This is a genomic window from Spongiactinospora rosea, from assembly GCF_003315795.1.
Lineage (GTDB): Bacteria > Actinomycetota > Actinomycetes > Streptosporangiales > Streptosporangiaceae > Spongiactinospora > Spongiactinospora rosea.
In genome coordinates, this window is record NZ_QMEY01000023.1 from 93,532 (window position 1) to 112,158 (window position 18,627).

The following is an 18,627-nucleotide window of genomic DNA, read 5'->3' on the forward strand; positions in this document are numbered from 1 at the left end:
GGGGAAGTGCGTGAGATGACCAGACCCATCACGTTGTTCACGGGTCAGTGGGCCGACCTGCCGTTCGAGGAGGTCTGCCGGCTCGCCGCGGGCTGGGGGTACGACGGCCTGGAGATCGCCTGCTGGGGCGACCACTTCGAGGTGGACAAGGCCCTCGCCGACGATTCCTACGTCCCGCGCAGGCTGGAGATCCTGGAGGCGCACGGCCTGGAGGTGTGGGCGATCTCCAACCACCTGGTCGGCCAGGCCGTCAGCGACCACCTCATCGACGAGCGGCACCGGGCGATCCTGCCCGCCCGGATCTGGGGGGACGGCGAGCCGGAAGGCGTGCGGCGGCGGGCCGCCGGGGAGATCGCCGACACCGCGCGGGCCGCCGCCCGGCTCGGCGTCGGCACCGTGGTGGGCTTCACCGGCTCGCCCATCTGGCACACCGTGGCGATGTTCCCGCCGGTCCCGGCGTCGGTGATCGAGGACGGGTACGCCGGCTTCGCCGCCCGCTGGAACCCGATCCTCGACGTCTTCGACGAGGTGGGGGTGCGGTTCGCGCTTGAGGTGCACCCGAGCGAGATCGCCTACGACCACCACACGACCGTGGCGACCCTCGCGGCGGTCGGGCGCCGCCCGGCGTTCGGGCTCAACTGGGACCCCTCGCACATGCTGTGGCAGCAGCTCGACCCGGCGGACTTCATCCTCGACTTCGCCGACCGGATATACCACGTGGACTGCAAGGACACCAGGATCCGCTGCGGCGACGGGCGGCGTGGCCGGCTCTCCTCCCACCTGCCGTGGGGCGACCCGCGGCGCGGCTGGGACTTCGTCTCCACCGGCCGCGGCGACGTGCCGTGGGAGGACTGCTTCCGCGCGCTGAACGCGATCGGCTACGACGGGCCGATCTCCGTCGAGTGGGAGGACGCGGGGATGGACCGGCTGATGGGGGCGCCGGAGGCGCTGGCGTACGTCCGCGGGCTGAACGCCATCACCCCGCCGGGGGCCGCGTTCGACGCGGTCTTCGGGACACCGTGAGCCGCGCGCTCATCGGTGGGGTTACCTATTCATGGCCGAGTATGAAGGCTAATTCGCATTTCCCGGCTAGCCTTTACCGAATGACGCAGCGGTTTACCGAGGCCATGCGACTCATGCGGTGCAGCGATCCGCAGCAGCGCGAGGACGGCTTCTTCCTGTTGTGGCCGCACGCCGGCGAGCACGTGGGCGAACTGATCGCCGAGTTCCGCGATGAGGACGAGGACGACGACCACGGGTTTCGCTGCCGGTTGCTGGAGTTGATCGTCGAGGCGAGGTCGCTGTCGGCGTTGCCGCTGCTGACCGAACTGGCCGAGGGCGAGGACGAGGCGTTCCGGTACTGGGCGCTGCGCGGGTTGCGGCGGCTGCCCGGGCAGGAGGCGCGGCAGGTGCTGTGGCGGGCCAGGCCCGAGGAGACCTGACGCTCTCAGCGCAGTACGGCGGGCAGCCCGAAGCGCGCGAAGTGCTCGCCGCCGAGGAAGGACGTGATCTCGCCGATCCGGTCGCCGCGCACCGTCAGCACGTTGATCGACCAGGCGCGATACTCGTCCGTGCCGTCACTCCGCAGGTAGCAGGCCACGGCGGGCTGGCCGTTCGCGCCGACGTACCGATGCCGCCAGGACCCGCAGGAGGTCAGCGGCACCCGCACCGCGAAGTCGGTGACCGCCTCGATGCCGTGGTACCAGTGCGGCATCGGCGGCATCGACCAGGTGACGTCCTCGGTCAGCAGCGCGACCAGCGCGTCCGCGTCGCCGCGCTCCAGCGCCGTGGAGTAGCCCGTGACGATCTCCCGCAGCCGCGCGTCGCCGATCGTGCGAAGCGCGCGCTGCTGGCTGGGGCCGGGGATCTTGGCGTGCACGATCGCGCGGGCCCGTTGCAGGGCGCTGTTGACCGACGCGACCGAGGTGTCCATCACCCCGGCGATCTCGGCGGCGGAGAACCCGAGCACCTCGAACAGCAGCAGCGCCGCCCGCTGGTTGCCGGGCAGGTGCTGGAGGGTGGCGACGAAGGCCAGTTCGACGGCCTCGCGCTGCTCGTAGCGCGCGTCGGGGCGGGCGGCGGCCTCGGGCAGTTCCGCGTCGGGGTAGGGGCCGAGCCAGGCGATCTCGGTGCGCATCGGGCTGGTGGTGACCGCCCGCTCGCTCGCCGGGCCGAGGTCCATCGGCAGCGCCCGCCTGCCGCGCGCCTCGATGACGTCCAGGCAGGTCCGGGTGGCCACGGTGTAGAGCCAGGACCGCACCGAACCGCGGCCCTCGAACCGGGCGAGCCCGCGCCAGGCCCGCAGCAGCGTGTCCTGAAGCGCGTCATCGGCGTCGTGCGCCGAACCGAGCATCCGGTAGCAGTGCGCGTGCAACTCCCCGCGCAGCGGCGCCACCAGCCTGCCGAAGGCGGCGTCATCTCCCGCCTGCGCGCCTGCCAGATCAGGGAGTTCGGGCACTTCGCTCACAAGAGATGATTCTGCCTCATCGCGAAGCCGGCCCGACCGCTCTCACCTGGAAGATCTTCCCTAGCCCGCCTGCGGCTCGATCGCCGGGACCTCGATGTCGGGCCGGGCGCCCCAGGCGGTCAGCCACGCGTCGGACACGTTGGTGTAGAGGAGCCGGCCCTTCTCGGACACGCCGTCCCATGCCGCCCACGCCCGGCGTACCAGACGGTCCTCGCCGATCCACATGCGCCAGGACACCTTCGCCTCCGCCGTCGCGCCCCGCGGCGCCGTCGGGTCGAGGTCGTCGCACGGCTGCGGGCGGGCCCGGTGGAGCGCACCCAGCGTGATGACGCCCTCGTGCAGCACGGTGGGCGTGCCGTCGTAGACGCCCGCCCGGCTCCTGCTCGTGGTGGTGGCCAGCACCGCCGCGAGCATGGCCGGGTCGGCGAGCAGTGTCCAGGTGGCGTCCAGGCAGGGGCGCACGGCAGCGTCGCCGTTCTCCTGCCACCCCTTGGACACCTGCGCCGTGTCGTCCTTGATGTACCGGTGGCCCTGGACGGTGACGGCTCGCGGGCTCGCCCCCGTGAACGCGGAGAACACCCCGGCCGGCATGGCGGCGGTGAGGTCTGTGGCGGTGATCCCCCGCGGGCCGAAGTCGGCCGCTCCGGAGCTGCCCAGCTCGATCGTCTCGCCCTTCTTGGTGACGGTGAGCTTCGTGGTCACCATGACGCCCCGGCCGGCGGCGAACTGACGCTTGAGCGCGTCGACTGGATCGGCGGGGGCGGCTTCGAGGCTTCCCGAGCCGTCCGCCGCGGTGATCGCCACCATGGCGATCACGATGAGAACCGCCCTGAGGATTCGATCGAGCATCCGCGACACCCCTTCCCTCTGAACCCATCCTCGCCGGGGCGGATCGCGACATGATCACGCTTGTGGCACAGATGGCGGTCAGGGCAGAGCGACCTCCACCTGGCGGCACCACAGGGCGGGCGGTGACCAGCCCTCGGCGGGAGCGAACCCGAGAAGCAGCCGGTCGGCCGTACCCGGGACCGCCCCACCCAGATCCCGAACGCCGTGCGTGGCCTCCCCTCCCCCGGAGGCGAAGGCACCGCTGTCGTTCCCGGCGTACTCGGTCCCGGCGTCGTCACTGGCGGACAGCGTCCAGTACCAGAAGAACAGGCCCTTGCTCTGCTCCTCCTCATGATCGATCCCTGGGACGAACTCGTAGTGCAACATGGCCCCCTCGGCCGCCAGCTCCAGGCCACGGGCCACGACACGATGCCCCGGCACCAACTCGCCGAGGTCGATGTCGAGCACGACATCCAGTCGCCGCGGAGTCCCCGCGGCCGCCATGTTCGCGAAGTATGCGTCAGTCGCCGTACGAGGCGGAATCTCGGACACCCAGCCAACATGCGCCACTCCCCGGCCACTTGCCAACCGGTTTTCCCCCGGCCTCTGCACCCGATATCAGAGTCGCTGCGTTTCCGAAATGGACGACCCGGTGAGCTCGATGATCATTCCAGTGCCGCCAGTGGGACCGGATCACCTTCCTGGTCGAGATCAATCCATAACGCCCATATATCAGTCCGTACCGTTATAGATCCCAGCGTCCATATTTCATTTCCCGGCGAGAACCAATGCGGCCACTGCCGGCCCTCGCCCTGGTCCGTGTGGGGGCGAACGCGCGTACCAGCCAGTCGGGCAACCGCTCTCGCCAGGTGTCCTCGCCGATGGGCTCGCGCGGAGGTGTGCGCGATAGAAGCCGCGACACGGCAACCAGCGCGCCCGCCTGCGCCTCCATGGCAGAGTCGAAATGGACGACGACTCGGCCTTTCATGGCGCTCCTTTGGTCTGTTCTCGCGCAGCCACTCGAACAATTCGGCAGGGGATGGCCTTTGGCCATATACCACGGTGGGATGACATTACTGGTAGCTCCTGGCCGGGGTGTCGCGCCGTACCGTTGCGGCACCGCCACCGGGAGGAGTCCGCCGTGGACAGACGCCGCTGGAAGACCGTGGGCCTGGCGCTTGCCGCAGGCGTGCTCGTACTGACCGCCACCCCCGCTCAGGCGGTCCCGGCCGCGTCGCCGGGGCCCTTGCAGGGGGTGGCCGCTGCCGAGAGGCGGGCGGCGGCGATCGAGCCCGGGCTGCGGGCCGGGCTGGGGGAGCGGTTCGGGGGGTCGTGGATCGATGACGCGGGCGCGCTGGTGGTGGCCACCACGGACGCGGGCGATGTCGCCCGGCTGACCGCGGCGGGGGCGCGGGCCGCGGTCGTGGCGCGGTCGCAGGCGAGCCTCGACGCGCTCCTGGACAGGCTGAACCGGACCCGGCCGGTCGATCAGGCGGTCCGCGTCTGGTACGTGGAGCCGCGGACGAACAGCGTGGTGGTGCTCGCCGCCGACGTCGCGAAGGGCGAGGCGTTCGTACGCGCGGCCGGAGTCGACCGCGCCGCCGTCCGGGTCGAGCCGACCACCGAGCGGCTTCTGCCGCGCAGCGACGACGTACGCGGCGGCGACCCGATCGTCTTCAACGGCAGCGCGCGCTGCGCGGTCGGGTTCACGGTGCGGCGCGGGACGGAACAGGGCTTCATCACCGCAGGTCACTGCGGCCGGGCGGGAGCCGCTGTGTCCGACGCGCGGACCACGCCGCCCCGCCCCCTCGGCACGGTGGCGGGTTCCGTCTTCCCCACCAACGACTTCGCCTATGTGAGGCTGGTGGCCGGCAGACCGGGATCGGGCCTGATCGGCCGGGCGCCGCACCAGGAGGTCCTCATCCAGGGTCACGGAGTGGTGCCGATCGGCAGCACGATCTGCTCCTACAGCCTGGCCCGAAACTGGCAGTGCGGAAAGATCCAGCAGCTCAACGCCACCGTGAACCTCGCGAACGGCTCGCTCTACGGCCTGACCCGCACGAACATCGGCCTCTATCCCGGTGATTCCGGCCAGCCGTATGTCGCCGTCGACTGGACCAAGAAGACCGGTCAGGCCCTGGGGACCGCGTCGATCGGCTCAGACCCCTCCCAGGGCAATCTGATCAGCTTCTTCCAGCCGATCGCCAGGCCGCTGGCCACCTACGGCGTCACCCTGATCACCACCCCCGCCCCCTAGCCCGGCCTCACCCCCAGGCCCTGACCACGTCCTCCGGCCCCCACACGAGCGCGAGATCGTCCGCCGGAACGTCGGGCGCGAGCCCGGACAGCGAGACGGCGGCCAGCGCGGTGCCCGCGGTGAACCCGGGCACCGCGAGCGCGTCCCGGCGCAGGGCGGCCAGGTCGTGCCGGTCGAACGGGCCGGACAGCCACTTGATCGAGCCGGTGAACACGATGGTCCGTGCCACCGGCGACCGGTCCGCGCCGACCAGATCGATCTCGGGGTCGAAGCGGCGGTTCCACCAGCCGCCGACGGCCTCCACACCCGGCCAGGGCAGCTCGCCTGCCAGGGCGGCCAGGGTCAGCGCCTCGCGGATCAACGGCTCGACGGCACGGCCGCGCAGGGACGGCCAGCGCCGCCCGATCACCCGGAAGGCCGCCTCCGGACGGCCTCTGCGGGACTGTTCCGCGGCGGTGCGCAGCATGCCGAGGTAGAGCCGCAGGTTGTGATCGGCGATGCGGTAGAGCGCGGGCTTGCCCGGCTGTGTGGACAGCGGTTGCTCGGCGGCGATGATCCGCTTGTCCTGGACCAGGCGGGCGAGGAGCGGGGACAGCGAGCCGGACTTGAGCGGCCCGGCCCTGCCTCCGGCCGTGGCGGCGATGGCGGCCTGCGTACGGGCGCCCGCGCCGATCGCCTCGAGCACCCGCTGTGACTGGTCCGGCGCGGGGAATTCGGCGAGCAGCACCGACTCGGGGACCCCGAACAGCGGCGAGAAGGGGTCGGCGCACTCGGTCTCGACGAAGTCGAGCGCGGGAGTGCCGGACGGCCAGGCGCGCAGGATGCCCGGCAGGCCGCCGGTCAGCAGATAGGCGTCGATGGCGTCGGCACCGGCCAGGCCCAGCGCGCCGCCGATCTCGGCCGGGTCGAGCGGACCGAGGACCATGGCGTCGGCCCTGCCGAAGAACGGCCGTTCGTAGGAGGTCAGCCGTTCCATCATGTGCAGGTCGCTGCCGAGCAGCAGGAGCAGCACCGGCCGGGTGGACAGCAGCCGGTCCCACGCGGTCTGGAGCGCCCCGTCGAAGACCTCGTCCTGTTCGGCGAGCCAGGGCAGCTCGTCTATGACCACGATCGAGGGCCGCGACGGCAGCGCGCCGGCCAGCACGCGGAGGGCGTCGGTCCAGTTTCCCGACGTCACGGTGGGGACCTGCTCGGGGTCGGCGGGCAACTTGGAGTCGCGCAGGTCCGTGGAGAAGCGCTCGGCGGACTCGACGGGCGACATGCCCTTGGTGGCGGTGAAGTAGAAGTACGGCACGCCGGAGCGGTCGCAGAACTCCTGTACCAGCCGCGACTTGCCGATCTGCCGCCGCCCGCGCAGCGTCACCGCCACGCCGGTCGCCGTGGCGGTGACACGGTCGAGCCGCTTGCGCAGCATGGCCAGCTCCGTCCGGCGGCCGACGAATCCGCTCATGGGCGACCCTTTGGTAGATGCCATCTAGGTAGACTCTATCTATGTAGATGGCATCTACCAAGCTCAGTCGAGTACGACCATCTGGCGCAGGGCCTCGCCGCCCTGGAGGGCGGTGACGGCCTCGTTCAGGTCGGGGAGTTCGATCCGGGTGCTGATCAGGCTCTCCAGGTCGAGGCGGCCGGCCTTCCAGAGGCGGGTGAGGTAGGGGAAGTCGCGGCGGACGTCGGCGCCGCCGTAGACGGAGCTGAGCAGGTTCTTGCCCTCGAACAGCAGGTTGAAGGCCGACAGGGAGAACATGTCGTCGGCCGCGCCCGCGCCGACCACGATGACATCGCCGCCGCGGCGGGCGGCCTTCCAGGCGGCGCGGATGGTGGCGGAGGTGCCGACGACCTCGAAGGCGTGGTCGACGCCGATGCCGCCGGTGACGGTGGCGATGGTCTCCTTCAGGTCGCCGGGGGCGCAGACGTCGGTGGCGCCGAGCCGGACGGCGAGGTCGCGCTTGGCGGGCAGCGGATCGACGGCCAGGATCGTCGTCGCCCCGGACAGGCGGGCGCCCTGGACGACCGACAGGCCGACGCCGCCGCAGCCGATCACCGCGACCGTCGCCCCCGGGCGGACCTTGGCGGTGTTCAGGACCGCGCCCACGCCCGTGGTGACGGCGCAGCCGATCAGCGCGGCCACCTCGTACGGCACATCCGGATCGATCTTGATCGCGCCCTGCCAGGGCACCACGATCTCCTCCGCCCAGGTGCCGCACCCGGCCATGCCGTACGCCGGGGCGGCGTCGCCGCCGAACCGGAACCGCGGGGTGGAGAAGACCTTGCCCATGAAGGTCACGCAGAGGTACGGCTGGCCGCCCAGGCACATGGCGCACCCGCCGCACGGCGGAGTCCAGCTGATGATCACCCGGTCGCCCGGCCGCAGGCCAGTTACGTGGTCGCCGGCCTCCACCACCTCGCCCGCGCCCTCGTGCCCCGGGATGATCGGCATCGGCTGCGGCAGCACCCCGGACATCACCGACAGATCGGAGTGGCACACACCGGTGGCCCGCATCCGGACCCGGACGTCGTCCGGCCCGATCGGCGCGAGGGTGACGTCGTCGCGGATGTCGAGCACGCCGCCGCCGACGGCGTGCACCAACGCGGCTCGCATCTCAAATCCTCCTGTTGGGGGGTCACTCGCTCAGGGTGAGGGCGGCCTTGGGACAGGACCGCACCGCGTGCCGTACCCGGTCGGCCAGCGCCTGGGGCGGCTCGGGCAGCAGGATGCGCAGCTCATCGTCGTCGTCCAATTCGAAGACCTCGGGAGCCAGGCCCGTACAGACCGCATTGGCCTCGCAGATCATCGGATCGACCTCGACCTTCACCTGTTCACCTCCGGAAAAGCGCGTTGTGCGCACTTTCGATGATGTCACCGGCGCCGGGTACTCTGCCCTGATGATCCATCCCACGCCGGTGCCCGCGATGCCCGCCGAGCTGCGTGCGGCCGCCGGGCGCGCCAAGGGGTTCATGCCCGCGGACGAGGGGCTGGCGCTGTACGAGACCGGCTGCGCGTACGGCGCCCACGGCCCGATCTTCGAGATCGGCAGCTACTGCGGCAAGTCGGCCATCTACCTCGGCGCCGCCGCCCGGCAGGCCGGCTCGGTCGTGGTGACCGTGGACCACCACCGCGGTTCGGAGGAGATCCAGCCCGGCTGGGAGCACCACGACCCCGAGCTGGTCGACCCGGCCACCGGCCGGATGGACTCGCTGCCGTTCTTCCGCGCGGCCATCGCCGCCGCCGGGCTGGAGGACGAGGTGATCGCCGTCGTCGGCGCCTCCGCGCGGGTGGCCGCGCTGTGGACCACCCCGCTGGCCATGCTGTTCATCGACGGCGGCCACGCCGACGCCCTGGCCGCCGCCGACTACGAGGACTGGTCGCCGCACGTCATGCCGGGCGGCGCGCTGGCGATCCACGACGTGTTCGAACGCCCGGAGGACGGCGGCCAGGGCCCCTACCGGATCTTCCGCAGGGCGGTCGGGTCGGGCGCGTTCAAGCAGGTACGCCGGACCGGCTCGCTCCGCGTCCTGGAGAGGATCTGAAGGATCTAGAGGAACACGCGGTCGCGCCAGATGTCCATCGGCCGGCGCGGCCGGTCGCCGTACAGCGCGGCCAGGTCGGGCAGCCCGCCGCAGGCCCACAGCGCGGCGATGGTCTCCGCCGCGGGCACGCCGTCCGGGCCGTAGGTGTCGGTACCGACCGCCGGTACGCCCGTCGGGGCCACCAGCGAGGCCAGCCCGCGCCCCGGACCGGCCTCACAGAACAGGTCCGTGACCGCCGCGACCCGCCCGACCGCGTCCCAGAACCGCACCGGGGCGAGCAACTGCGCGCGCAGCAGCATGGCCAGGTCGTCGTGGCGGCCTACCGGATGCCCGGTGACCGTCGAGATCAGCGTGCGCTCCGGAGCCGCGAACGACACGTCCCGCAGGCACTCGTCGAACGGTTCGACGCAGGCCGCCACATGCGGCGAGTGGAACGCCCGGGACACCGGCAGCACGATCGCCTCGATGCCCTCGTCGGCGGCCCGTTTGGCGATGGCGGCCACCTCCGGGTCGCGCCCGGACAGTACGTGGACGTTCGGGCCGTTCTGCGCGGCGATCACCACGCCGGTCCCGGCGACCAGGAGTTCGGCCTGCTCCCTGGAGGCGGCCACGCTGACCATGCCGGTGCCGGGCGCGCCGAGTTCGCTCATGATCTGGCCGCGCCGCCGTACCAGCCTGCGGGCCTGGCGGACCGACATGCAGCCCGCCCACACCAGGCCGGTGATCTCGCCGATGCTGTGCCCGATGGCCGCGCCCGCGTTGAGCCCGAGCCGGTCAAGTTCGCCCAGCGCGACCAGGGACGCGTCCATGATCGCGGGCTGTGCGACGGCGGTGTCGGCCACCCGCGCGCCGCACAGGGCCGCCGCCGGGCCGCGTCCGGCGTCCTCGGGGCGGCGCACCGGCGCGCCCTGGCCGGGGAACAGCAGCGTGACCCGCCCCCGCACGGCCAGGCCGATGAAGAGCCCCGGCTGGGCGAGCAGGCGGCCCACGGCCAGGTCGGTGCGTTCGGCGGCGCGGCAGGCGCGTTCGGCGAGCTGTTCGGCGGTGCCCGCGATGATCGCCACCCGCAGCGGTCCCTGCGGCGGCTGCCCGGCCAGGTCGCAGGCCAGGTCGTGCAGTTCGCCCTCGGACCAGCGATGAGCCTGGTCGGCGATGCGTTCGAGCACCGGGCGCACGGCCCGCATGTCGGCCCCGGACACGGCGAAGACGAGCGGTTCGGCGGCGGAGGGCGGCGGCCAGGTCCTGGCCCTCGGATGGGACGTCCGGCGCGGGGCCTGGCCGTTCAGCGGGGCGCTCGGCGTGGTCCGGTCCCTGATGACCAGGTGGGCGTGGACCCCGTCGGGGCCCATCGCGCTCACTCCCGCGTAGCGCGAGCCCTCCGGCCACGGCTCGCGTCCGGCGAGCAGGCGTACCGGGGCTCCGTGCCCGGCCAGCAGCTCGTGCCTGCGTCCGGCGCCGGTGGACGGCGGCAGTACGCCGTGCGCGATCCCCAGCGCCGCCTTGATCAGCCCGGCCACGCCGGACGCGGCCCCGGTGTGGCCGATGTTGGCCTTCACCGAGCCCACCACCGGACGCCCCCGGCTGCGTCCGTACGGCTTCCCGCCGGTCAGCAGCTCGATCAGCGGGGCCAGGTCGGCCGCGTCGCCCGCCGCGCCGCTGTGGCCCTCGAACAGCGCGACCTCCTCCGGAGGCGCGTCCGCGTGGGCGTAGGCCCGGCGCAGGGCCAGCAGTTGCGCCTCGGCGGGGGTCCGCGCGATCGGGCCCTCGCCGCCCGAGGACGCCACGCCCCACCCGGCGATCTCGGCGTGGACGCGGATGCCCCGCTCGGCGGCGTCGCGGGCGCGCATCAGCGCGACCACCCCGCAGCCCTGGCCCGGCCAGTGGTGGTCGGGCCGGGTGAGTTCGAGATCGACGCCGCCCGCCAGTACCAGGTCGGCACCCTCGTCGCGGAGCGAACGGCACGCGGTGATCACCGCCAGCAGCGACCCGGCGCACCCCGCCTCAAGATCGTGGGCGCCGCCCAGGAACCCGAACTTCTCGCACACCGCCCCCGCCACCGGATCGCCCGGCCCGCCGAGCAGCGCGCCGATCGGGTCGCCCGGCACGCCCATCACGACCTTCACCCGCCGCCGGTCGATGCGCCCGGTGGAAAGGCCGCTCGCGTCCGCGATGGCCCGCGTGGCGGCCCGTACCGCCAGGAACGGCGCCGGGTCCGCGTCCTGCGGCGGTTCCAGGCCCTCGACCCGGGCCTCCCGTTCGGTGCCCCGGCCGGGCAGGAACGCCCGCCGCCGCCACAGCACGTTCTCCCACAGCGCTTCGGCGTCGGGCGCGTCGGGAAAGATCCCGGCCATACCGATGATCGCGACGTTCATGGCGGCCCCCGTTCGTTGCCAGACGTCCCCGGGCGGCCCTCGCCCCTCCCCGCCCACCGCCGCCTATCGCCCGAAAGTAACGATCCCCCAGGATGCGCCTCAAGCACGGCACTCCCCGTCAGGGCAAAGAAACGTCCCCGAATCTGTGACAGGCGGGGGTCGCGCAGGGGGCCGCGGGGATCGGGCCGGGCGCGGCGGCCTCGCGGAAGATCGCGCCGGCCGGGGAGTCGGCGGCCAGCGCCTCGGCGGCCAGGACGACCGCCGCCGCGGTGTAGGAGGAACGCTCGTGCGGGAACCACGCCTCGTTCGCGTACTGCCAGCCGGTCCAGTAGGAGCCGTCGTCGTGGCGCAGCCGCTGCATGTCGGCGAACACGGCGAGCGCCCGGTCGCGGTCTCCGGTGGCGTCCAGGGAGAGCACCAGCTCACAGGACTCCGCGCCGGTCACCCACGGCTGGTCGGAGACGCACCGCACGCCGAGGCCGGGCACCACGAAGGTGTCCCAGCCGGCGGCCAGGCGCTCGGTCGCGGCGGGGCCGCGCAGCGCGCCGCCGAGCACGGGGTAGTACCAGTCCATCGAAAAGCGGCTCTTGTCGGCGAACGCCTCGGGGTGCGCGGCGATCACATGGGCCAGCCGGTCGGCCGCGAGTTCCCATTCGGGCTGCGGGTCGCCCAGCCGCTCGGCCAGCCGTCCGGCGCAGCGCAGGCTCTGGTGGATCGAGGAGCAGCCGGTGAGCAGCGCGTGCGAGCCGGGGGTGCCGTCCGCGGCCCGCTCCCAGACGATCTCGCCGCGCGCGGTCTGCAGGTCGAGGGTGAAGTCGAGCGCCCGGCGCACGACGGGCCACAGCTCCTTGGCGTACGCCTCGTCGCCGGTCACCAGCAGGTCGTGCCACACGCCCACGGCGATGTACGCCGCGTGGTTGGACTCCCCGCCGTGCTCGACCGCCACGCCGCCGCAGACCTTCATCGGCCACGAGCCGTCGGCGCGCTGGTGGCGGATCAGCCAGTCGTAGCCCGCCCTGGCCTGCGCGAGGAGCCCGGCCGAGGTCATGGCCATCAGGCACTCGACGTGGTTCCAGGCGTCGACGTGGCCGTCCGGCCAGGGCACGCCGCCGTCGTCGTCCTGGGCGGCGGCGATGCTGCGCGCGGTCCGCACGACCTGCTCATGGGTCAGCACGCCGGGGACGTTCATGCCGGCTTCCGCGCGTAGAGGACCACGCTCTTGCCGATCACCGGGTTGAGCACGGCCTCCGCCAGGCGGGTCACCAGCGGGCGTTCCATGATGTCCCAGACCAGCAGGTCGTGGTACGCCTTGGCGAGGGGGTGGTCGTCGTTGTTCACCCCCACCGCGCACTTGAGCCACCAGTACGGCGTGTGCAGCCCGTGGGCGTAGTGGTGGCCGCCGACCTCAAGTCCTGCGGACTTCAGCTTGGCCGCCAGCTCCGCCAACGTATATATCCGGACATGTCCGCCGGGCGCGGTGTGGTAGTCCTCATCCAGCGCCCAGCACACCCGCTCCGGCAGGAAGCTCGGCACCGTGACCGCGAGCCGTCCGCCCGGCTTGAGCACCCGGACGATCTCGGCGATGGCCGTCACGTCGTCGGGGATGTGCTCCAGCACCTCGGCGGCGATCACCCGGTCGAAGCGGCCGTCCTCGAACGGCATGGCCAGCGCGTCGCCCACCAGCGTCTCGCCGGTCGCGCCCACCGGGATCTCACCGGCCTTGTCCATCGCCGCGATCATCCCGGCGACCTTCTCCAGCTCCTCGGCGTCCTGGTCGAAGGCCACCACGTCGGCGCCGCGGCGCAGCACCTCGAAGGCGTGCCGGCCGCCGCCGCAGCCCAGGTCGAGCACCCGGTCGCCGGGGCCGACCGGCAGCCGCCCGAAGTCCACCGTCAGCACGGGAGCCTCCCCCCGGGCCGCGCGGTCACCACGCCCGCCGCCGTGTCCGCCGGCGAAGGCCCTTGGACTGGACCGCGATGGCCTCGCGGTACGCCTCCGCCGTGCGCATCGCGACCACCCGCCAGGTGTACCGCTCCATCGCCCGGTCATAGCCGGCCCTGCCGACCCGCTCGCGTTCGGCCGGTGAGTCGTGCAGCCTGCGCAGCGCCGCGGCCAGCTCGTCCGGCTCGCCCGGCGCGACCATCACCGCCGCGTCGCCGACCACCTCGGGCAGCGCCCCGGTACGGCTGGCCACCAGCGGCGTGCCGGACGCCATGTGCTCCACCGCGGGCAGCGAGAAGCCCTCGTACAGCGAGGGCACCACGGATATCTCCGACGTCGCGATCAGCTCGCCCAGTTCCTCGTCGGAGATGCCGTGCACGAACCGCACCCGGTCGCCCAGGCTCAGCTCCGCCACCAGCTTCTCGGTCGGGCCGCCCGGGGTGGGCTTGCTCACCACGGTGAGATTCACGTCGCGCTCGGTGGCCAGCTTGGCGACCGCGCGCAGCAGCGTCGCCACGCCCTTCATCGGGGAGTCGGCGCTGGCCACGGCGACGATCGACCCCGGCCGCTTGGGCAGGTGCGGGCGCGGGTGGAAGACGCGGGTGTCCACGCCGAGCGGGATGAGCCGCATGTTGGCCTGCGGCACGTTGAAGTCACGGTGGATGTCGGCCAGCGAGGACTCGCTGACCGTCAGGATCGGGTTCAGCCGCGGCGCGACGTGGCTCTGCATCCGCACGAACCCGTACCAGCGGCGCAGTGACACCTTGCGCTGTCCCTCCGCCTCGGCCAGCTCGATCCGCCGGTCCACGCTGATCGGGTGGTGGATGGTGCCCACGACCGGGAACAGCTTCTGGATGCCGAGCAGGCCGTACCCGAGGATCTGGTTGTCCTGGACCACGTCGAAGTCGCCCACCCGGGCGCGCAGCTCCCGCAGCGCGCGCAGGCTGAACGTCAGCGGCTCGGGGAAGCCGCCCGACCACATCGTGCCGACCTCCAGCAGGTCGATCCAGTCGCGGTACTCGTACAGCTTCGGCGTGCGGAACGGATCTTCGTCGCGGTAGAGGTCCAGGCTGGGGACCTTGGTCAGGATGACGCCCTCGTCCAGCTCCGGGTACGGCTGGCCGGAGAAGACCTCGACCCGGTGTCCGAGGCCGACCAGCTCGCGGCTGAGGTGGCGGAGATACACCCCCTGGCCACCACAGGTCGGTTTGCTGCGATAGGAGAGCAATGCGACCCGCAGCGCCTCCGCACCTGCCACGGGACCTCCTTCCACGCCCGTCAGCGGCCCCTGGCAGGGGCGGGGTACACATGTACCTTGAAGATGACCTTAGTCGCGAACCTTACCATCCGGTATTTCGGGTGACGCCGAGGTGGAATTGTGTACCACCTCACTACGCGCCGGGGCTGAACTGCGACGTTGGGTCGACCGAACGCGGCTCGGTGTAACGGGTTCTAGCTAGGGCGGGCGGGAATCCCGAGTCACCGGCATGGGGGTACATTCGCGTCACGACACGACGTGTAGTGATGGAGGACCGTTGGCCAGGCGCGCGCTCATCACCGGCATCACCGGGCAGGACGGTTCCTACCTCGCCGAGCACCTGCTCGCCGCGGGATACGAGGTCTGGGGGCTGGTACGCGGCCAGGCCAACCCGCGCGTGTCGCGGCTGCGCAAGCTGCTCGGTGAGGTACGGCTGGTCCGGGGCGACCTGCTGGACCAGGGCTCGCTCATCTCGGCGGTGGAACGCGTACGCCCGGACGAGGTCTACAACCTGGGCGCGATCTCGTTCGTGCCGATGTCGTGGGAGCAGGCCGAACTGACCGCGGAGGTCACCGGGATGGGCGTGCTGCGGATGCTGGAGGCCATCCGCGTGTGCTCGGGGGTGTCGTCGTCGCGGACGGCCGACTCATCCGGGCAGATCCGCTTTTATCAGGCTTCGTCGTCGGAGATGTTCGGGCAGGTACGCGAGACGCCGCAGAACGAGCGCACGCCGTTCCACCCGCGCTCGCCGTACGGCGTGGCCAAGACCTACGGCCACTTCCTCACCCAGAACTACCGCGAGTCCTACGGCATGTTCGCCGTCTCCGGCATCCTGTTCAACCACGAGTCGCCGCGCCGCGGCGCGGAGTTCGTCACCCGCAAGGTGTCGCTCGGCGTGGCGCGGATCAAGCTCGGCCTGGCCGGTGAGCTGCGGCTGGGCAACCTGGAAGCGCGCCGCGACTGGGGCTACGCGGGCGACTACGTGCGCGCGATGCGCCTGATGCTCGCCGCCGGCACCCCCGAGGACTACGTGATCGGCACCGGCCGCACCCACACCGTGCGCGAACTCGTCGAGGCCGCCTTCTCCGCCGCGGGGCTCGACTGGGAGCGCCATGTGGTGCGCGATCCGAGCCTGCACCGCCCGGCCGAGGTCGATCTGCTGTGCGCCGACCCCAAGAAGGCCAGGAGCCACCTCGGGTGGGAGCCGTCGGTCTCGTTCGAGGAACTGGTCGCGCAGATGGTCGAGTCGGACATCCGGCTTCTTTCCGACGGCGGCGACCCCGACCAGGAGTCCTCCTGGCCGTGACCTGGTGGTGATCTGGCGGTGATCGCTGAATATCGACGGGATCGCCCACGGCAGCGGTACCTCAGGTAGCTTTGCAACACGGGGATTCGCGTTCGTGGAGGGTGGTCGTGCTACCTCATATCCGGGTGTCTGACGTCGAACGGGACCGTGCCAGCGAGATCCTTCGCGAGCATTTCGCGGTGGGCAGGCTGCGCGACGATGAGCTGATGGCCCGCCTGGACGCGGCGCAGACCGCCCGCAACTGGGGCGATCTTCAACGCCTCCTCGCCGACCTGCCGCCCATCCCCGGCATGGCCCTCCAGCCGGTGCCCCCGCCGTACCAGGGGCCGCCCAAACCCCCGCGCAAGCCCGGCGCCCCGTACAGCACGGCGGCCTGGGTGTGCTTCGGGCTCGGGTTCGTGACCTGCGGTGTGGGGTGGATCCCGGCCATCGTGTTCGCCCTCATGGCGACCTCGGCCAACAAGGAGACCGACCCTGAGGGGTCCCGGCTGACCCGCAACCCCGGAGCGCACATCGGCGGCGTGATCGCCGGTGTGCTGGCCTCGCTGGTCGCCATCGGCGTGGTGGTCGACACCGCCCAGCCGGTCCACGAGATCACCATGCAGGTCATAGGCGAGGGCGGCGCCGAGGTGCGCACCGTCGTCGACGGCGACTCCGAGTCCACATCGACCGACCTCCCGTACTCCGACAGCCAGAGCGTCAAGGGCTCCTTCGGTGAGCTGAGCATCCGGGCCCAGGTGCCCGACGACGCCAAGGACTCCGACCAGGAACTGACCTGTGTGATCAAGGTGGACGGGGTCGAGGAGCGGACGTCGTCGGGCAAGGGCGGCTGCTCGGCCGACTACGAGGCAGACGACTGACGCAGGTCCACCGGCAGGGTCTTGATGCCGTTGATGAAGTTGGAGCGCAGCCTGCGGGCCTCGCCGGTCTGCGTGATCCGCGGGAAGCGCCTGGCCAGCGTCTCGAACAGCACCCGGAGCTCCAGCTTGGCCAGGTGGTTGCCGAGGCAGAAGTGCGCGCCCCCGCCGCCGAAGCCGATGTGCGGGTTGGGGTCGCGGGCGATGTCGAAGACCTCGGGTGAGGCGAACACCGACTCGTCGCGGTTGGCCGAGGGGTAGAAGACCACCACCTTGTCGCCCTCGCTGATCTGCTTGCCGCCGAGGACGGTGTCGGCCGTCGCCGTACGCCGGAACATGTTCACCGGCGACACCCAGCGCACGATCTCGTCGGCGGCCGTGGCCGCGAGCCCGGCCGGATCGGCCACCAGGCGGTCCCACTCGGCGGGGTTGTCGAAGAAGGCGAGCATCCCGCCGGAGGCCGCGTTGCGGGTGGTCTCGTTGCCGGCCACCACGAGCAGCAGCACGAACAGGTTGAACTCCTCGTCCGACAGCGTCTCGCCGTTCTCGTCGGGGCGGAGCAGGCGGCCGGCGATGTCGTCGCGCGGGCTTTCCCGGCGCTCGGCGGCCAGGCGGGTGGCGTAGGAGTAGATCTCGGTCGCGGCGTCCGCGTTGTCCTGGGGAGTGGTCGCGTAGTCCGGGTCATCGGTGCCGATCATGCGGTTGGACCAGTTGAACAGCTTGTCGCGGTCCTCCACGGGCGCGCCCAGCAGCTCGCAGATCACGTAGAGGGGGAGCGGCGCGGCGACGTCCCGGACGAAGTCGACCTCGTCACGGCCTTCGACGTCGTCGAGGAGCATCTCGCAGATCTCCTGGATGTGCTTCTCCAGCCTGGCGATCACGCGGGGGGTGAAGCCCCGGTTGACGAGGGCGCGGCGGCGGGTGTGGTCGGGAGGGTCCTGGTTGATCATCATCAACCGCTGGATTTCGCGCTCGGCCTCGGGCAACTCGTCGAAGAGCGCGAGCCTGCGGTGGGAGGAGAACAACCCGGGGTTGCGGGAGACCTGGACGACGTGCTCGTGCCTGGTGACGGCCCAGAAGTCGGGCCAGTCATTCGCGAGATCGCCAGGGTGCCGGAAGACGGGCTCATTGTCGCGCAACCAGCGGAACTGTCCGTGCGGGGGGCCGCTCTTGGCATGGCCGTCCGGATCCACCAGGTTGATGATCATCAAATCCCCTCGCCGGGCGCTCGTGTCGGCTGATGTGCCCTCAAATCTAGCCCGGCCACCCGGCCGGTGGTCTTTCTGTCACTCCTGCGGGAGATAGTGCTCCCTGATGGCGTCCAGCACCCCGCCGAGCCGGCCACGGGCCCGCGCGGAATTCAAATGGTGGAGATAATCCCGGGACTCGATGATCCTCCCGTCGCGGACGCGCATCACGAAGACGCCGGGGATGGTGAACGGCTCACCGGTCTCCACCACCGTTCCCTCGTACCGGAACTCGGCCACGATGACCTCGGGATCGGAGGTCTCGTGAACCGTGATCCCGGCCGGTCGGCGACGCAGGGTGCGGCGTGGCTCGGATTCCGTGGCGCTGCCGATCCCGAAATGTGCCCGCAATTCTTCCAGGGAGGTCATCGGTGGTGGCTCGAACGGATGAAACGGGTGCGTGACGTGGGTGGATTCGGCGTACAGGGCCAGTGCGTCCTCCCAGCGCTCGTCACAGACGGCGTGGACGAGCTTCAGGAAGACCTCGCGCGGAGTGGGGGGTGGAGTGGGGGGTACGGTCAAGGCTCGCTCCCGTCGATGATGCCGGCGACGACCGCCGCATC

Annotated in this window: 18 protein-coding genes; 6 read left to right on the forward strand and 12 right to left on the reverse strand. The window is 71.7% G+C overall.

All coding sequences use genetic code 11. The features are described from left to right. The first annotated feature begins 15 nt into the window (after positions 1-15). Together DP939_RS35685 and DP939_RS35690 are read left to right on the forward strand one after the other, a co-directional pair. Complete coding sequence (locus tag DP939_RS35685) at positions 16-1,023, forward strand: sugar phosphate isomerase/epimerase family protein (protein WP_113985243.1); 1,008 nt, start codon at positions 16-18, stop codon at positions 1,021-1,023. An 80-nt stretch (positions 1,024-1,103) separates the two neighbouring features. Continuing rightward, the gene (locus DP939_RS35690) at positions 1,104-1,442 is read left to right on the forward strand and encodes a HEAT repeat domain-containing protein (RefSeq protein ID WP_113985244.1); all 339 of its coding nucleotides are present in this window, start codon (positions 1,104-1,106) and stop codon (positions 1,440-1,442) included. A gap of 5 nt (positions 1,443-1,447) precedes the next feature. Here DP939_RS35690 and DP939_RS35695 read toward each other — a convergent pair whose 3' ends face one another. The 3 genes from DP939_RS35695 to DP939_RS35705 all read right to left on the reverse strand — a co-directional run bounded on the left by DP939_RS35695 (position 1,448) and on the right by DP939_RS35705 (position 3,799). Continuing rightward, a complete protein-coding gene (locus tag DP939_RS35695; protein WP_113985245.1) occupies positions 1,448-2,467 on the reverse strand; it encodes a sigma-70 family RNA polymerase sigma factor in 1,020 nt (339 codons plus the stop codon). A 60-nt stretch (positions 2,468-2,527) separates the two neighbouring features. Continuing rightward, positions 2,528-3,316, reverse strand: coding sequence for a hypothetical protein (locus DP939_RS35700; protein WP_113985246.1), 789 nt, complete (start codon positions 3,314-3,316; stop codon positions 2,528-2,530). A 78-nt stretch (positions 3,317-3,394) separates the two neighbouring features. Continuing rightward, positions 3,395-3,799, reverse strand: a complete 405-nt coding sequence (locus tag DP939_RS35705; RefSeq protein ID WP_147268258.1) for a hypothetical protein — start codon at positions 3,797-3,799, stop codon at positions 3,395-3,397. 637 nt (positions 3,800-4,436) lie between these two features. On the opposite strand from DP939_RS35705, the gene DP939_RS35710 reads away from it, so the two are divergent. Beyond that, positions 4,437-5,552 (forward strand): S1 family peptidase, encoded by a 1,116-nt coding sequence (locus DP939_RS35710; RefSeq protein WP_158578888.1) that lies wholly within the window; start codon positions 4,437-4,439, stop codon positions 5,550-5,552. Between the two features lie 7 nt (positions 5,553-5,559). Here the strand turns inward: DP939_RS35710 and DP939_RS35715 are convergent, their stop codons facing one another. The 3 genes from DP939_RS35715 to DP939_RS35725 form a co-directional block, all read right to left on the reverse strand. Then, complete coding sequence (locus DP939_RS35715; protein WP_113985249.1) at positions 5,560-7,002, reverse strand: AAA family ATPase; 1,443 nt, start codon at positions 7,000-7,002, stop codon at positions 5,560-5,562. Positions 7,003-7,065: 63 nt separating this feature from the next. Further along, a complete protein-coding gene (locus DP939_RS35720) occupies positions 7,066-8,154 on the reverse strand; it encodes a Zn-dependent alcohol dehydrogenase (RefSeq protein ID WP_113985250.1) in 1,089 nt (362 codons plus the stop codon). Positions 8,155-8,176: 22 nt separating this feature from the next. Beyond that, positions 8,177-8,368: a ferredoxin gene (locus tag DP939_RS35725; RefSeq protein WP_113985251.1), complete on the reverse strand. Its 192-nt coding sequence runs from the start codon at positions 8,366-8,368 to the stop codon at positions 8,177-8,179. 70 nt (positions 8,369-8,438) lie between these two features. Here DP939_RS35725 and DP939_RS35730 point away from each other — a divergent pair, with 70 nt between their 5' ends. Then, a complete protein-coding gene (locus tag DP939_RS35730; RefSeq protein ID WP_225878698.1) occupies positions 8,439-9,083 on the forward strand; it encodes a class I SAM-dependent methyltransferase in 645 nt (214 codons plus the stop codon). A gap of 5 nt (positions 9,084-9,088) precedes the next feature. On the opposite strand, the gene DP939_RS35735 is transcribed toward DP939_RS35730, so the two are convergent. From DP939_RS35735 to DP939_RS35750, 4 genes are all read right to left on the reverse strand, one after another. Further along, a complete protein-coding gene (locus tag DP939_RS35735; RefSeq protein ID WP_113985252.1) occupies positions 9,089-11,455 on the reverse strand; it encodes a type I polyketide synthase in 2,367 nt (788 codons plus the stop codon). A gap of 118 nt (positions 11,456-11,573) precedes the next feature. Beyond that, on the reverse strand, positions 11,574-12,644 hold the full coding sequence (locus DP939_RS35740) for a prenyltransferase/squalene oxidase repeat-containing protein (RefSeq protein ID WP_225878699.1): 1,071 nt from the start codon (positions 12,642-12,644) through the stop codon (positions 11,574-11,576). After that, positions 12,641-13,354: a class I SAM-dependent methyltransferase gene (locus tag DP939_RS35745; RefSeq protein WP_199565632.1), complete on the reverse strand. Its 714-nt coding sequence runs from the start codon at positions 13,352-13,354 to the stop codon at positions 12,641-12,643. The genes DP939_RS35740 and DP939_RS35745 overlap by 4 nt, the downstream gene beginning before the upstream one ends. A gap of 25 nt (positions 13,355-13,379) precedes the next feature. Further along, positions 13,380-14,654 (reverse strand): glycosyltransferase family 4 protein, encoded by a 1,275-nt coding sequence (locus tag DP939_RS35750; RefSeq protein WP_113985253.1) that lies wholly within the window; start codon positions 14,652-14,654, stop codon positions 13,380-13,382. A 277-nt stretch (positions 14,655-14,931) separates the two neighbouring features. Between DP939_RS35750 and DP939_RS35755 the strand changes: the two genes are divergently transcribed. Next, positions 14,932-15,960 carry a GDP-mannose 4,6-dehydratase gene (locus tag DP939_RS35755; RefSeq protein WP_113985254.1) on the forward strand — a complete coding sequence of 343 codons (1,029 nt, stop codon included), beginning with the start codon at positions 14,932-14,934 and terminating at the stop codon, positions 15,958-15,960. A gap of 125 nt (positions 15,961-16,085) precedes the next feature. Next, positions 16,086-16,820, forward strand: coding sequence for a DUF1707 SHOCT-like domain-containing protein (locus DP939_RS35760; RefSeq protein ID WP_147268259.1), 735 nt, complete (start codon positions 16,086-16,088; stop codon positions 16,818-16,820). On the opposite strand, the gene DP939_RS35765 is transcribed toward DP939_RS35760, so the two are convergent. Together DP939_RS35765 and DP939_RS35770 are read right to left on the reverse strand one after the other, a co-directional pair. Then, positions 16,802-18,025 (reverse strand): cytochrome P450, encoded by a 1,224-nt coding sequence (locus DP939_RS35765; protein WP_113985256.1) that lies wholly within the window; start codon positions 18,023-18,025, stop codon positions 16,802-16,804. The genes DP939_RS35760 and DP939_RS35765 overlap by 19 nt on opposite strands. A gap of 78 nt (positions 18,026-18,103) precedes the next feature. Beyond that, positions 18,104-18,586, reverse strand: a complete 483-nt coding sequence (locus DP939_RS35770; RefSeq protein ID WP_113985257.1) for a nuclear transport factor 2 family protein — start codon at positions 18,584-18,586, stop codon at positions 18,104-18,106. Positions 18,587-18,627 lie beyond the last annotated feature (41 nt).